Below are 14,558 nucleotides of genomic sequence, written 5' to 3'. Positions count from 1 at the left end.
TTTGATATCGTAACAAAATTAGTAAGTGCATTACCCCATGCACATACCACTGCGGAGTGGTAGTTCAGTTGGTTAGAATACCGGCCTGTCACGCCGGGGGTCGCGGGTTCGAGTCCCGTCCACTCCGCCACTTGTTATTTCCTCAATAACAAGCAATAAATAATTTCCTTATTAATAAATTCAAACATAATTTTTATCAGCTATCAGCTATCAGCTATCAGCTATCAGCTATCAGCTATCAGCTATCAGCTATAAGCTATAAGCTCGACTCTTCTATACTAACCTGCTAATATTCTTGGCTATTCTTTAATATTCAGCTTCTTATCTCTGCATGAATTACCAAGAATCTAATCTCACTTTAAAAAAGGAAGCATTAAGATGAGTACATTAGGTCAGCAATTAAAGCAGCTAAGAAATAATAAAAAATTGAGCCAACCTGAATTTGCCCAGCAAGCGGGTATAGAGCAGAGTTATTTATCCAAGCTTGAAAACGATAAATCAATTCCCTCCAATGAAATATTTAGAGCTTTATTGATAGCATTAGATCTTTCAATTGATGAGTTTATGAAGCCACTAGTATCGAGTCACGATAAAGTTAGACTGATGCAAATACCCGATGTAGAGCTGTGGTATAAAAGTAAAGCAGTAAAGAGCTCAGCCACACAGCGTAAGGTTATTTATCTCGCAATGTTTTTAATATCTATTGGTTGTGCATTGTTTTATGCAGGACATAAAAACTATGTGTTCAATGAGCGCTTTTACGAATATAAATCACAAGGTGTGATCAAAACAGGTGAACCTCTGAATGTTTTTACTCATTGGAGCAATTATATTATTGAGTCGAATCGAGAAAAAAGAGATGAGAAAAATCGGGAAATGCTGGCCAGAAGGGTACCAAGTTTTAAGTTAATGGATGAGTATGTCGGTGAATCATTTGTTGAAGAGGTTGAGGGAGGTAAACGTGTTTATACTGCAAATGAGCTTTCGCGGACTATGCCACATGCAGGCAATAGTTGGTTTGAGTTTTTAGGTATTTTTGCTGCTGTATTTGGTTTGGCGCTCGCTTTACTGGAACCTAGATTAACCAAGCAATAAAAAGCCTGCGTACATGAAAACGCAGCAGGCTTTAATATAAATTGGCTTACAATTACCCTTGTGGGCCAAATAACTCTTTTAAGTAAGTATCTAAAAAGTTTAGGTAGGCGTTGGAGGCGCTGATACGGTTTTCTTTTTTGCTAAAACCGTGGCCTTCATCATCAAATAATACATACTCTACTGGCACACCATTAGCTTTAACCGCAGCAACCAACTCATCGCTTTCAATTTGTAATACGCGTGGATCATTAGCACCTTGAATAACCATTAAAGGCTTAGTGATGTTATCGGCATGAAATAGCGGTGAAATAGCACGGTGACGTTCACCATCGGTGGCAGGATCGCCCATTTCATCGTATAGCGCCTTTTTAAAGCTTTCCCACCATGGTGGAATTGAGTTCAGTGTGCGTACCCAGTTAGTCACACCAAAAATATTGATACCTACTTTGAACTCTTCCGGTTCAAAGGCAAGCGCGGCTGCGGTCATAAAGCCGCCGTAGCTACCACCCATGATGCCGATTTTATCTGCATCGACCCAATCTAGGCTTTGTAAGTGTTTTTTACCGTAGACAATATCTTGTAGATCATCGGTGCCATGTTTTTTATCGTCTAAATGGAAAAATGTTTTACCATAGCCTGAGCTACCGCGGTTATTGACGGCAAAAATAGCATAGCCATGATTAACTAAATGTTGCTGCATTGCGCTATAACCAGTTCGGCTTTGCCCACCTGGGCCGCCATGCACCCAAATAAGTGCAGGTACTTTATTGGTGCTGCTGGCTTGTTTTGGTTTGTATAATACGCCCGGTATTTCTAAATCATCAAAACTTTTAAAGCGCACAATGGTGCTCTCTACTAAGTCGTTTTGATCTATATCTTCACTTAATGTGTTGGTAAGTTGCTTGGCTTCATTACTGCCAACTTGCCAAACAAATAAGTTGCTTGGTGAGGTATCTGAATTTAAATAAAACGCCATGGTTTTCTCATCGCTTGAGAAATTCACACCACGTAGATTTCCCGCAGGTAATTTAGGCATGGCAATTTCATCCGCTGTTTGCGTGTCTTTTACTGTGACCTTTGTGCTGGCATCAGCATTTACACCGCTTACTTGGTAACGCCCAGATTTAGAAAAGTAAATAAAGCTAACGTCCCAATTATCTTTTAGTGCAGGGCTATGTTCGCCTGTGGCTAACTCATAACGCCATACCTGTGAAAACTCTCCTTTAGCGTCTGTTGAGTAGTATAAATATTTGCTGTCTACAGAGAAGGTTTCAGGCGTATATTGTGCTGGGGTATCGTGTTTAGAAATTAACTGTGGCTTGAGGGTTTTCTTATAGGTATCAAGAATAAACGTATCGCTGTCTTTATTGGTATTATTTTTAGACAGTGCAATGTAGCGTCCATCGGGGCTAATTGCGCCCACATCTAGTCCTTGTGTGTTTTGATAAACGGGCGTGACTTTATAGGTTTTGCTATCTACACGATACAAGTCCATAAACTTGGCATCGCGTTGATTACTGGTAATAAAAAACTGACTGCCATCTTTAGTAAAGCCTGCAAAACTCGCGCGGGTTTCTTCCCCTGGAGTTAAATCTTTGATTGAACCATCAACTTCACGCACATAAACATGGTAGCGCTCATTACCGCCTGAGTCCTTGGTAAATAGTACACGCTCATCATTTGGGAAATAGCGAATAGGGTAGGTGCTGTCTTCAAAATTGGTTAGGCGCGTTTTGCTACCTGTTTTTACATCGACTTCATAGAGGCTATAGATACCGCTTTCATCGCTACTAACTAGAACTTTATCGCCAGTCGGGGAAAAGCTACTGCCCATGATAGATGTTGTATCAAAAAAGGTTTTAGCGTTATAGGTTTTTACTTGTTGTGTTTGCTCAGTTGCCACAGGGGTAGAGGCTGAATTATTAGATTGACTGCAACCTGTTAATGCAATTGATACTGCACAGGTAATACAGGCAAATTTGAGGGCTTTTTTCATAGATACATTCCTTGGATTATAATTATAGACTTTTAGTGTTAACCGAACATTTTTTAAACGCAAGTAATTAGCCTATTCGAACTGCAATAAAGTGTTACAAACCATGTAGCCCACGAAAATAGAAAACCAGTTATAATTCACTTTCAAAATCAGGGAGTATTTATGATAGAAGTCATTGGGTTACATAAACAGTTTGCTGAAAACATATTGTACAGTGGCTATAGTGTGCAGTTTTGTGCACCTAAAATATGCATTGAAGCGCCTAATGGCCAAGGTAAAACAACGTTGTTGATGATGTTGGCAGAGCTCGAAACGCGCCAAAGTGGGCAGATTTTATTTTCTAAAAAAGCATTAACCGAACCGCATAAACAAGTTGCTATAGCCTCAGACTGTATTGCTTTACCTGACTTTCTTACGGCAAAGCAAATTATTAACTTGTCCGTGAATACGCTGGGTTGTGATTGGCCAACGACAATAATAGATGGATTTTATTTTAATGAATTTTTAAATACACGGTTTGATGCGCTATCGTCAGGTAACCAAAAAAAATGCCAGTTAATTTTAGCGCTGATGCGTGATGCACCGTATTTACTATTAGATGAACCCAGCGCAGCACTTGATCAAGCCAGTATTCAGTATTTATTAGTACTGCTTGATGAATATCTAATAGATAAGCCAAATGGGCAAATAGTCATCACTTGCCATGAACCAGCGCCATTTATTGAGCGTGGCTTTGAGTGTATACCGTTATGATTGCAAATTTAAAACAATCAATCGGGCAATATCGCTCCTTTATGGATTATCGTTATCAGGCTTACAAAACTGAACTCACGCAATTATTGTTGCAACTTAAAAACTTTGGCTTGTTATTTCTAGTGGTACTTGGCTCTGCCATGCTTGGTATGATTTTACTGTTGTTTTTAGGGCTGGGAAAAATTATCGATAGCAGCGATGCACCGCAGTATGGTGCGCAGATGGCTTGGCTGTATTTGCTGTTGCAAAGTGTCATGTTGAGCGCAATGAAATCTGCGATAAAAAACACCGCTCAACGTGCCTTTCAACAAACATTGGTGAAGCGGTATTGGCTTGGTTTTATGGATATAAAGCTTTTACTTTTAAGCAATGGCTGGTTGATTGCGAGCCTCATTATCGCGATTGATCTTAGTGTGAGTCAGTGGCTTAGAGTGCCGCACTTCTGGTTGTTTTTACTATTGCAATTTGTGCTCGGCATTTTATGTTTATACAAGCCAATAGCGCTGGTTTATGGCTTTTTGTTATCCGCAATTTGGGCAACGTTACCGCTTGATGTCAGTTCATTGCTTTATCATAGCGGCTTTGTTCTGTTGTTTGCGCTAAGCACCTTGATGGTCCCTTTTAATGCTACAGCTAAGCTAAAGTTGAATTCACTTACAGGCTTTTGGCTGTTATTTTTTATGCATAATAGCTGGGCTTTGATATGGCGAGGAGCTTTATTACTATGTGTATTTATGGCATCCAAGGTGTTGTTACAAGAGCGCGCTGATTTAGCTGCTATATTCAGTATTTTGTCACTTGCCTTTGTGGTGTTATTTAGTAGCTCACTACAATTTGATTGTCGTCACCTATATCAGCAGTACAGTGTGTTTTTTAACATGCAGAATAAGCAAACAGCATTCTTTGTTAGCTTATTTATTCCTAGCTTAATTGTATTATTACTCGCACTGGTTGGTTTTGTGGTTTTATTTAATCAAGCAAATTGCTTGTTGCTAGTAATAGGGGTTATTTGGTGTTTACTACAACAGGCCTTAGCGCAAAAAAAACCAGCGCATTATGCGCTGGTTTGGATGGTTATAACAGGTGTGTTGCTTAGCTTTTATTAGTAAAGTTAAGCAGCATCTGCCTTTTTAGATTTCGCTTTGCTATTACGCGCTGCTTTGCCGGCAAGTAAATCTGCAGGGTCAAAGTCATCAACGTTAATCACATCTAGACGTGCTTTCTCAACTGCAGCGAGCTTATCGGCTTCTGCTTGGCTTAAAATACCCGCTTCTAAACCCATTTGCGCCACTTTATCAAGCTGGAAGAATGGCAGCTTTACGCCTTTCTCTTTACATACACGCTCAAACAATGGCTCTACTTCTAGAACGTCTTTAAGCGTTTGCTCTTGACGGCCCACAAGGTTAAGCGGTTCGTTTGTAAGGTATACATAGCTTGCTAAACGATTACGTGTTTCGCTAGGAACTTGTAACAACTGCGCTAGTTTGTGCTCAAGTTTGTCGGTAGGTTTACGAACCGGACGACCAAACGGGAATAACAATACTTTTAAAACACCACGTAGTGGAGCCGACGGCATGTTATTGATTAAATCAGCAAGTGCACGCTGGCAGTGGTAAAGGTGATCCTGACAGCTCCATTGAACCAATGCAAAATCTTCTTTTTTACGGCCTTCGTCGTTGTAACGTTTTAGCGTTGCAGATACTAAGTAAAGGTAACTTAATAAGTCGCCTAAACGTGCTGAAATACGTTCTTTACGTTTAAGAGAACCACCAAATACCGCCATGCTAATGTCTGACATAAGTGCAAGTGATGCACTAAAGCGAGACGCAATACGGTAAAACTCTGCAGTTTCGTCTTTGTATGGCACGCTAGTAAAGCGAGCGCCAGTAAGCGCAAGCCACTTAGTACGTACAAGGTTAGACATGGTAAAGCCAATGTGACCCATTAGCGCTTTATCAAATACGTTAAGCGCTTCTTCGCGGTCTTCAATTTCACACGCACCTAGCTCGGTAAGTACAAATGGATGACAGCGAATTGCACCTTGACCATAAATAATCATATTACGGGTCAAGATGTTTGCACCTTCAACGGTAATGGCAATAGGTGCACCTTGATAGCCACGACCCAAATAGTTATTTGGCCCAAGCATGATCCCTTTACCGCCTAGCACGTCCATTGCATGAATGGTTGAATCGCGCATTTGCTCGGTAAGGTGGTACTTAATAATCGCCGACACAACGGATGGCTTCTCGCCTAAATCAACCGCACCTGTTGACATACTAACAGCAGCGTCTGAGCTGTAAGCATAACCAGCAAGCTTCGCCATTGATTCTTCAACCCCTTCCATTTTACCAATAGGTAAACGGAATTGACGACGAATACGGCTATAAGCACCTGTTGCTACTGCAATCATTTTAATGCCACCGGCTGAGTTTGACGGCAATGTAATTGCACGACCAACCGATAAACATTCAACTAGCATACGCCAGCCTTGACCAGCCATTTCTGGGCCGCCAATAATGTAATCAAGTGGAACGAAAATATCTTTACCGCGAGTAGGGCCATTTTGGAACGGCACATTAAGCGGGAAGTGACGACGACCAATTTCTACCCCTGGGGTATCTGTTGGAATAAGCGCACAGGTAATGCCAGGCTCTTTAACATCACTTAATAATCCATCTGGATCTTGTAATTTAAATGCTAGGCCAAGTACCGTAGCCACAGGCGCAAGCGTAATGTAACGTTTGTTCCATGTAAGGCTTACACCCACCACTTCTTCGCCATTCCATTGCCCTTTACATACTACACCGTAGTCTGGAATTGAGCTTGCATCAGAACCCGCCTCTGGCGAGGTAAGTGCAAAACATGGAATTTCTTGACCGCTTGCTAAACGCGGTAAGTAATGATTTTTTTGATCTTCAGTACCATAGTGCTGTAATAACTCACCCGGACCTAACGAGTTAGGTACACCAACAATTGACGAAAGCAATGTTGATTTACTGGTTAGCTTTTGCAGTACACACGATTGTGCAAATGCAGAGAATTCTAAGCCGCCGTATTCCTTTTTAATGATCATGGCAAAGAATTTATTATCTTTTAGATATTGCCATACATCCTGAGGTAGATCGGTAAGCTCATGCGTTGCTTCCCAATCGTCCAGCATGCTACACACTACTTCAACAGGGCCGTCGATAAATGCCTGCTCTTCAATAGTGAGTTTTGGAACTGGATACTGGTGAAGCTTTTTCCAATCTGGATTACCACAAAATAAATCCGCTTCCCACCACGTAGTACCCGCATCGATTGCTGACTTTTCGGTGTCAGACATACTCGGTGTTACTTTTTTAAAGATGGTGAAAATAGGTTTGATAATGTATTGCTGGCGAATACCAGTAACAGAAAGAGGCACTGCGATGATTAAAAAGATCACCCAGCTAATTAAACCAAAAGCACCAGCAAAGGTACCAATTAATAATGTTGCGGCAGAAACACCAAGTGCTGTGTTCCAACTCGCTCTGTGGTAAAGCGCAATGCTGAGCAGTGCGATTAAACCAAGTGTAAATATGAGTGTCATTGCTAATTCCTTAATAGAGGTCAGACCACCTCGTTTAGAGTAGCGCTAGTAACGCTAAGTTTCAAGTACATTACTTAGATTAAAGTGTAGTTATCAGTACGATTATTACAATGCGTTGTATGTTATACGAACAGTTTGGCAGTAATCGTTTATTTTGGCTTATCATAAAAAATATAAGCATTAAAAAATCAATTAATCTAGTAGTAATATAAGTTTAATTAAGTAAATATACTTATGATGATCAGTGTACGCTTATTAAAAATAGAACGATATTCTATGTTTAGCTTTTTAAAGGTTTATTTATTTTATGTGTGAATTACTTGGCATGTCGGTTTTTTAGATTTCATCCAGTATTAGCTTGTCGCAACCCACTGCAAACCCTCGTTTTTAATGGTGTAAAGCTTTTCATTTTGTCTCTTTCTGTTATTGTTATCGCATACTAATCTGCGACCAAAACTGTGACCCATGTGGTGGTCACAGTTTCAAATGGCATTATATGAACTTTACAGACAAATCAATTAAGGCGCTTAAGGCCAAAGAAAAGCGCTATGTATTAACCGAGTCAGGTAACTATGGGGAAGGGCGCTTACAAATTAGAGTTAGCGAATCTGGTGCTAAAACGTTTCGGGTTCAGTATCACATAAATGGCAAGCGTAAAGTTATAGGCCTTGGTAATTACCCTACCGTTGATCTTAAAAAAGCGCGTAGTAAACATGCCAAAATCGCAGTCTTATTAAGTGACAATATCGACCCGCAAGAACACCAATTAGAAACTCAAAAAGCAGAGTTTGAATCATCAGCAAAGCGCACCATGTTACAAATGCTCGATGACTTTAACGTATTCATAAGTACACGCTGGGCAGAGTCAACAATAGACCGAACTGAAAAGCTAATTAAAAGAAACATAAACCCGTTTATAAAACCCGAATTAATGCCCGACGAGTTCACAATCGACATGGCCCGCGACATTATTTACCGTGTTTATAACCGTGGCGCTAAAGAACAAGCGCGACTAGTTCGCAGTGTACTAATGAGCATATTAAAATTTGCCATAGATTTTGATAACTCGCCAGAGCAATACAAAAAGCCTAACCTCTATGATATAAAAACCAACTTCATCAGAGACATTAATTTTGAAACGCCAAAAAACAAAGGTGAACGCTGGTTAAATGAAGCTGAACTAAAAAAAGTATGGAATGCGGATGACCTACCTTATTACACCCACCAATACATAAAACTGGCATTATTACTTGGTGGCCAACGAGTAAATGAGGTTTACGGATCATACGTAAGTGATTTTGACTTAAAAAGCAAAACATTTACCATTCCCGCTAGCAGAATAAAAGTACAACAGCGGGGTGATCATATAGTGCCATTGTGCGAAACCGCAATACCAATTATCCAAGAGCTAATGCAACAAGCAGGTAAAGCAGAGCAAATGTTCCCGCATCGCGACAACCCAATAGCCACCGCCCACGTATCAACATTAAGAATGGCAATACTACGCTGGTGCGAAAAAAACAAAGTGCCAAACTTTAATCCTCGCGACCTACGCCGAACGTGTAAAACACTCATGGGCAAAGCAGGCATAGATAAAATAAACCGCGACATACTGCAGCAACACAACAAGTTTGATGTATCAAGCGTGCATTACGACAGATACGACTATATGAAAGAAAAACGCCAAAGCATTGAGGTGTGGGAAGACTTTATATATTGTGCCATAAAGTAAGCTTAGTATTGTTAAAGGTCTGGAAAGAGCGATAACCGGACACTGAAAAAGTTAAATTTATTCCTGTGTTTTAAGTAGAAATCTAATTTTGTCCAATAACATTATTAAACGCCGTTTTGGGGCAAAATAACATGCTTAATTTCTAGCTGTTTTAATTACTTGTTTACAAAGGTAATTATTGGTGAAATTATCATGGTATGTAATATAGGCCGTTTTGGTGTGTTATAAACCACCAAAATGGTGTTCAATAAGCTGTTATGATTAAAGGGAAGTTATGCGTAATATTATATTTATACTATTTTTTCTACCAACATTTGCTTTTTCTATGGAAGGTAATGAAATAATCCAACAACTAGACAATGTATTCAAATCTGAAAGCTTTAAGTCTAAGAATAGAGAAGTTCAAAAAATAGCTAATTGCATTTCTGTTAATCATTTTGTTAAGAGTGATGGATCAAAACTATCTACCCAAGATTCATTAATATATTCAATTAGAATGTCAGATTACGTCAAATCAGAGGGACTTGAGTTAATGGTTCTTCAAAATGCTTACACTCATACTTTAAGCCATAATTACGCAATGTTATGGAGTATGAAGCGAGTAGGTCAAACCAAAATGTTAAAAGCTATGATGTCAGTGGTTAGCGATGAATGTCCAAAGTATCCAGCAATTTAATCATAACAAGCAAATAAACTGGGACACGTAACAGTTGGCTACCGTTCGTACCTCACTATTTTAGCCAACATTACTTAGCCCGTTATTTGGGCGTTAGGTGAATGAGGAAATCCATTAGTGTGTTTAAGCTAAATAAAACGGATAAGGAAATCTTACAAATTCTAAGGAAGATATTCCTTACTAAAAAAGTAAGACCGCTTGCTTCAGATGATCATCTAAGAATATGGATGATTCGGGTCTTCTTTTATATGTCTTTTGCGTTCATTATTTTAAAAATATTAATTGTTTTTTTGGGGCAAGAATTGCCAAGCGAATACTCAGCAATGGCAGCAACACCAATTGCATTTTTCTTTGGCACTTTATTTTTGTATATAAATTCAGAATCCGAAAATACTAGTATTTTAGTTTTTGGTTTAACTTGGGTTTCTATTGTCGTTGCTCTATTTATGGCTTAAATTCACCTAACAAACGCTTTAACCAAAGGACGCAAAACAGCAGGCTTGAGCTCCTTCGTCGCTAACTTTGGCCTGCTATTTTTCGCCGGTTAAGCGAGGCGTTACGAACGTCCGGAAATGGCACTTTTCGGACATTACAATTAACAATTCTTTCCAATGCACTATGCTCTATTTAATATAAACATGTTAATTAGAGTTCGCCCCTATGAAAATATTTTTCTCTATAATATTTGTCGCGTTAATAATTTATTCGCATGTTTATAATTTTCAACAGAAGATACTTTATATAAGCGTTGATACATTTAATTTGTTAGCTAGTTCAGATGAGTCAGTGGTTGTTTCGTTTGGTAAAAATGACAACGACTTTCATGCGTTTGCTATAAAAAAGAAAGATATAAAGCAGGGTGTTGAGCTTGTATCAAAATCAAAAGATAACCCTAACTTTTCTGTATTTGCAGACGTAGAGGGTGAAGCGCTTGTTCGATCAGAACAGGCTGAAACATTTGCAAAAGTTAAAGTTTTGAGTGTTGATAAGCAAAACCAAAGAGCGGTATTTTTAGTTGAAGCTAATTTATTAAACATAAATACAAATGAGCTTAATAAATTAGATACAACAAAAGTGATTGTGAAAGGAGAGCCTTTTTTAAAGTTAATGTAACTGCTGTCTATCCTAAGGTTAAGTTAGCCCTATGCATTCTAATTGATTGAGTTACAACACCTTCAATATTGTACTGGTCAAACTCTGTGAGTTTAACGGGCTCATTTTCTGGGTTGGCTGAAAGTAAAAGGTTATTTTTTAAATCAGCAAGCTTACAAACGAATTGGCCATTTAAACAAGCCACAATTATGTCATAGTGCTTAACAGATTTAGCTCTATCAACTATGAGTAAGTCGCCATCAAATATACCAACGCCTTCCATACTATTACCACTGGCGCGTCCAACAAATGTAGCGTCACTTAAAAAGTTATTATCAAGTGTTGTTTTAAGGTCTTTTAAATTAGGACCTGTCAGAACATTTTGTATGAGCATTTTTATAAGCCTGCTAAAAAATTAATTAAAGCATAAAATTAACTGTATGGATATACAGTTTTGAGTGTTTCGCATTAACTGCTTTAAAGATAAGTGCCATAATATTACGCATAAGATATCTTACTATTTAATCTTGCAAAGAACTAAACTTAGCCGAGAAAATAAATCATCTAAATTTAGTTGATTTATTTTCTCGGCTAAGTTACTATTCTCATGTTGGGTGAATTTCATCCATTACCGCGTCATGGGTTGGGAGAATAAATATGTTAAGTCCTTTTGGAAAATCAGTACGGAAACTGAGGATTGACCTAGAGGTATCGTTAAAAGCTTTAGCTGAATCGCTAGGTAAAACTTCATCTTATATTTCGGCAATTGAAACAGGTAAAAGGCCTGTTACAAGTGACATTTTAGAGCAGATTATTAATCGTCTAAAGCCGAATACTGAAATGGAAAAAGAGTTACGTAAGAATGCAGAGCTGTCGCAAACTTCCGTAGAGGTTAATTTACAAGGTAAAAATCAAACGGCAAGAGAAGCAGCGCTTCTATTTGCAAGAAATTTTGATGACTTAAATAATGAAGATTATGAAAATTTAAAACGATTATTAGAGAAATAAGGAGTGTGATTTGAGCGGTTATTCTATCAAAGTACCACCTGAATCTAGGCATGCTATTCGAGAAGCTGCTTCGATTGTGCGTTTAACATTAGAAAAAAAGCAGGGTAGTAGCTCACTATACTTACCCATTATTGAAATGTTGGAATTTACATTACCTAAACTTGATAATGAGTTTAATTTTGAAGTTCTTCCAAAATCAGTAATGCAAAGTAATCATGGGCTCACTATACCAGAACAAAAAACAATAATGCTTAGAGAAGATGTTTACGAGCGAGCGCTGGATGGTTGTGGACGCGATAGAATGACTGCCGCACATGAGTTGGGGCATTATATATTACACTCAAACTTAGAAATTACTTTAGCCAGAACTAATGAAGAGCTAAGACCGTTCGAAGATAGTGAATGGCAGGCCAATTGTTTTGGTGGTGAAATTCTAATGCCATACACAAAAAAAGATTTGCTGAAGGGGAAAGCACCGCAAGAAATTGCAGACCTATGTGGTGTATCTTTGGAAGCAGCAACCTACCAAAGTAAATTTTTTAGGTAGGGTAGACTCTAAATGAGCGCCAACTCACTTAGAGTCTTAAAACAAAAAGCTTGATGTACTGAGTAGCATCGAGACCTTGCGTTTTCGTATTAAGTCAATGATGAATTTAGCACCATAATACCAAAAACTCAAGGAAACAATTTATCTCAGTAAGGAGGTGTTGTATGAGTGAAACTAAAAAAGTTAGGTAACAAGCCTGCTCCGAAAGGGTTTAAGTGGATTTTCTGCCGCTACCGCAAAGTACGTGGTAAATCAGAAAAACAATTAGACGCTCACGAGTATGGTTATCAAGCTTGGGCATTCTTAGTCCGAGCATAGTAACCAGTAGGTCTGCATATAAAAGCCCGCAAACGCGGGCTTTTTTGTGCCTGGTGTTTAGTTAACTAAAAAGACTTACCCGCAAACACCACTTTACCAACCAATGTACAATTACCATTAATCGGTATTAATTGCTCAGGCCAGTTAGGGTTGGCGGCTTTTAAAAACTTTTGGCCGCTTTCAATAATTAGCTGCTTAAAGGTGGCTTCGTTATTATCGTCTAGGCGCGCCACTACGTACGAACCGTGGATGCATTCAGCTTCAGGGTCTACAAATATTAAATCACCGTCATAAAACTTCGGTTCCATGCTCACGCCTTGCACTTTTAACGCAAAGGTTAGGTCGCTGCATTTTACAGGGCATAAGTAACGCTCTGCATCATACGCTTTAATTTCACTAATCTCAGACCATGCGCCAGCTTGCACCCAGCTAATTAACGGCACAGCCGCTTTAAGTGTTGGCCCCGGTGCAACGTTACTGTTTTCGCTTTCACCAATTCCAAACTGTAAAAACTCAGGCGCGCAATCTAGCGCATCAGCCAGCGCTTGAATATTGCGTGGGTTTTTTGTAGTGCCGTTTTCAATTTTTTGAAGTGATTGCTGTGCAATGCCTACCATTTCTGACAATTGAACTTGAGTGAGCTTAAGCTCTTTTCGTCTTTCTTTTATTCTTTTTCCGATGCACATAGTTAGTCCTTTATCATTTAAATCAACAGAGTAAGCAAATTACTTACAGCTAAATTACAGCTTTTGACTATTTTACAGTTAAAAAGGGTATTGACAACCACCCTTTAACTGTACTTTAATACAGCTACAAACTGTAATTTAAGGTGTTTAACTATGAATAACATCACTAAAGCTGTAAAAATCTATGGTGGACAGACCAAACTAGGCAACGCCTTAGGTGTAAAACAGGCTTCAGTATGGGACTGGATGAATAAATTCGGCCAAGCCCCAGCGAAATACATCCCGCGTATTTCAGAACTAACCAACGGTGAAGTATCGGTAAACGATTTACTCGCCGATCACCAAAAAACAAACAAGGACGATGCAGCATGATTAATGACATTTTTACAGGGTGCTGGATAACAGAAGAGTCAGCCAAAGAAAATTTAGCCCGCAGAAAAAAAGAAAATAAAGATGCGCCTGCTTTTGATATTGACGCTCTGGCAGTTGAGTTTTTTGCACAGCGTAACGAAAAGGCCAAAGTGGAGTTCGCCATTATAAACGCCATGAGTAGCGCGACCACGTTAACGCCGATTGACTTAGCGGCCATTGCGTTAGGTGTTGCAGTTAAATTTGCGCGCACTGAGGCAAATAAAGGGAAGAGTGTAAATGATATGGCGGCTCTTTTGGCTGATGTTTTTGAAGAAGCCGCACGGCACGAGGATGTATTTGAGCATCCAAGCGCAATTAAAAAAGCATTAGCGCTTATTTAGCCTCTTGTTTTGCAAGGCGCTCGTGAGGGTCTTGAACGAGGTTTGTATAAACAGTGTTTGCCCCTTTAATTGTTAAGTAATACGCGTTTTTTTGGTCCGCAGGGGCGATAAAGCCACTAAGAATTAGTTGTTTTAAGGTGGATTCGTACACCGATGGTGTGATGTACGGCGATTTGTTAACAAATTCAGCCTGTTCAAGTATGTCTTGTTCAGGGAATTGTTTAAACAGTACAGCCATTAGGTTTTTAGACAGGTTATTGAATAATTTAATTTTATCAATTTCCGACATAGGTTTTTCCTCTTTGTTTTGGTTTGTGAATATTCGCACT

The 14,558-nt window shown here is 39.0% G+C and carries 16 protein-coding genes and 1 tRNA gene; 12 read left to right on the top strand and 5 right to left on the bottom strand.

What is annotated here, in order from left to right:
• Window positions 1–53: 53 nt before the first annotated feature.
• A tRNA-Asp gene (locus tag P20311_RS08515) sits at window positions 54–130 on the top strand.
• Window positions 131–378: 248 nt separating this feature from the next.
• Window positions 379–1,095: a helix-turn-helix domain-containing protein gene (locus P20311_RS08510; protein WP_008111733.1), complete on the top strand. Its 717-nt coding sequence runs from the start codon at window positions 379–381 to the stop codon at window positions 1,093–1,095.
• Window positions 1,096–1,147: 52 nt separating this feature from the next.
• Here P20311_RS08510 and P20311_RS08505 read toward each other — a convergent pair whose 3' ends face one another.
• Window positions 1,148–3,091: a S9 family peptidase gene (locus tag P20311_RS08505; protein WP_008111731.1), complete on the bottom strand. Its 1,944-nt coding sequence runs from the start codon at window positions 3,089–3,091 to the stop codon at window positions 1,148–1,150.
• Window positions 3,092–3,253: 162 nt separating this feature from the next.
• Between P20311_RS08505 and P20311_RS08500 the strand changes: the two genes are divergently transcribed.
• Together P20311_RS08500 and P20311_RS08495 are read left to right on the top strand one after the other, a co-directional pair.
• Window positions 3,254–3,844: an ATP-binding cassette domain-containing protein gene (locus P20311_RS08500; protein WP_008111728.1), complete on the top strand. Its 591-nt coding sequence runs from the start codon at window positions 3,254–3,256 to the stop codon at window positions 3,842–3,844.
• The gene (locus P20311_RS08495; RefSeq protein ID WP_008111726.1) at window positions 3,841–4,950 is read left to right on the top strand and encodes a DUF6136 family protein; all 1,110 of its coding nucleotides are present in this window, start codon (window positions 3,841–3,843) and stop codon (window positions 4,948–4,950) included. Before P20311_RS08500 ends, P20311_RS08495 begins: the two co-directional genes overlap by 4 nt.
• A gap of 5 nt (window positions 4,951–4,955) precedes the next feature.
• On the opposite strand, the gene fadE is transcribed toward P20311_RS08495, so the two are convergent.
• Window positions 4,956–7,418, bottom strand: coding sequence for an acyl-CoA dehydrogenase FadE (gene fadE / locus P20311_RS08490; RefSeq protein ID WP_008111724.1), 2,463 nt, complete (start codon window positions 7,416–7,418; stop codon window positions 4,956–4,958).
• Between the two features lie 496 nt (window positions 7,419–7,914).
• On the opposite strand from fadE, the gene P20311_RS08485 reads away from it, so the two are divergent.
• The 4 genes from P20311_RS08485 (at window position 7,915) to P20311_RS08470 (ending at window position 10,939) form a co-directional block, all read left to right on the top strand.
• The gene (locus P20311_RS08485) at window positions 7,915–9,150 is read left to right on the top strand and encodes a site-specific integrase (RefSeq protein ID WP_008111723.1); all 1,236 of its coding nucleotides are present in this window, start codon (window positions 7,915–7,917) and stop codon (window positions 9,148–9,150) included.
• 274 nt (window positions 9,151–9,424) lie between these two features.
• The gene (locus tag P20311_RS08480; RefSeq protein ID WP_036985006.1) at window positions 9,425–9,826 is read left to right on the top strand and encodes a hypothetical protein; all 402 of its coding nucleotides are present in this window, start codon (window positions 9,425–9,427) and stop codon (window positions 9,824–9,826) included.
• A 119-nt stretch (window positions 9,827–9,945) separates the two neighbouring features.
• Window positions 9,946–10,281, top strand: a complete 336-nt coding sequence (locus P20311_RS08475) for a hypothetical protein (protein ID WP_138922256.1) — start codon at window positions 9,946–9,948, stop codon at window positions 10,279–10,281.
• A 205-nt stretch (window positions 10,282–10,486) separates the two neighbouring features.
• A complete protein-coding gene (locus P20311_RS08470) occupies window positions 10,487–10,939 on the top strand; it encodes a hypothetical protein (RefSeq protein WP_238529442.1) in 453 nt (150 codons plus the stop codon).
• A gap of 7 nt (window positions 10,940–10,946) precedes the next feature.
• Here the strand turns inward: P20311_RS08470 and P20311_RS08465 are convergent, their stop codons facing one another.
• A complete protein-coding gene (locus P20311_RS08465) occupies window positions 10,947–11,312 on the bottom strand; it encodes a LexA family transcriptional regulator (RefSeq protein WP_008111719.1) in 366 nt (121 codons plus the stop codon).
• 263 nt (window positions 11,313–11,575) lie between these two features.
• On the opposite strand from P20311_RS08465, the gene P20311_RS08460 reads away from it, so the two are divergent.
• Together P20311_RS08460 and P20311_RS08455 are read left to right on the top strand one after the other, a co-directional pair.
• Window positions 11,576–11,926 carry a helix-turn-helix domain-containing protein gene (locus tag P20311_RS08460; protein WP_036985002.1) on the top strand — a complete coding sequence of 117 codons (351 nt, stop codon included), beginning with the start codon at window positions 11,576–11,578 and terminating at the stop codon, window positions 11,924–11,926.
• Window positions 11,927–11,936: 10 nt separating this feature from the next.
• Window positions 11,937–12,473 (top strand): ImmA/IrrE family metallo-endopeptidase, encoded by a 537-nt coding sequence (locus P20311_RS08455; RefSeq protein ID WP_008111717.1) that lies wholly within the window; start codon window positions 11,937–11,939, stop codon window positions 12,471–12,473.
• A gap of 383 nt (window positions 12,474–12,856) precedes the next feature.
• Here P20311_RS08455 and P20311_RS08450 read toward each other — a convergent pair whose 3' ends face one another.
• Window positions 12,857–13,477, bottom strand: a complete 621-nt coding sequence (locus P20311_RS08450) for a LexA family transcriptional regulator (RefSeq protein WP_008111715.1) — start codon at window positions 13,475–13,477, stop codon at window positions 12,857–12,859.
• 153 nt (window positions 13,478–13,630) lie between these two features.
• On the opposite strand from P20311_RS08450, the gene P20311_RS08445 reads away from it, so the two are divergent.
• Complete coding sequence (locus P20311_RS08445; RefSeq protein WP_008111714.1) at window positions 13,631–13,849, top strand: YdaS family helix-turn-helix protein; 219 nt, start codon at window positions 13,631–13,633, stop codon at window positions 13,847–13,849.
• Complete coding sequence (locus P20311_RS08440; protein ID WP_008111713.1) at window positions 13,846–14,229, top strand: hypothetical protein; 384 nt, start codon at window positions 13,846–13,848, stop codon at window positions 14,227–14,229. The genes P20311_RS08445 and P20311_RS08440 overlap by 4 nt, the downstream gene beginning before the upstream one ends.
• On the opposite strand, the gene P20311_RS08435 is transcribed toward P20311_RS08440, so the two are convergent.
• Window positions 14,222–14,518 carry a hypothetical protein gene (locus tag P20311_RS08435; RefSeq protein WP_008111711.1) on the bottom strand — a complete coding sequence of 99 codons (297 nt, stop codon included), beginning with the start codon at window positions 14,516–14,518 and terminating at the stop codon, window positions 14,222–14,224. The genes P20311_RS08440 and P20311_RS08435 overlap by 8 nt on opposite strands.
• Window positions 14,519–14,558 lie beyond the last annotated feature (40 nt).

It is taken from the genome of Pseudoalteromonas sp. BSi20311 (assembly GCF_000239875.1).
In the GTDB taxonomy this organism is placed as follows: domain Bacteria; phylum Pseudomonadota; class Gammaproteobacteria; order Enterobacterales; family Alteromonadaceae; genus Pseudoalteromonas.
The sequence above is the reverse complement of the archived record's forward strand: the minus strand, read 5'-3'. Positions and strand labels throughout refer to the sequence as shown.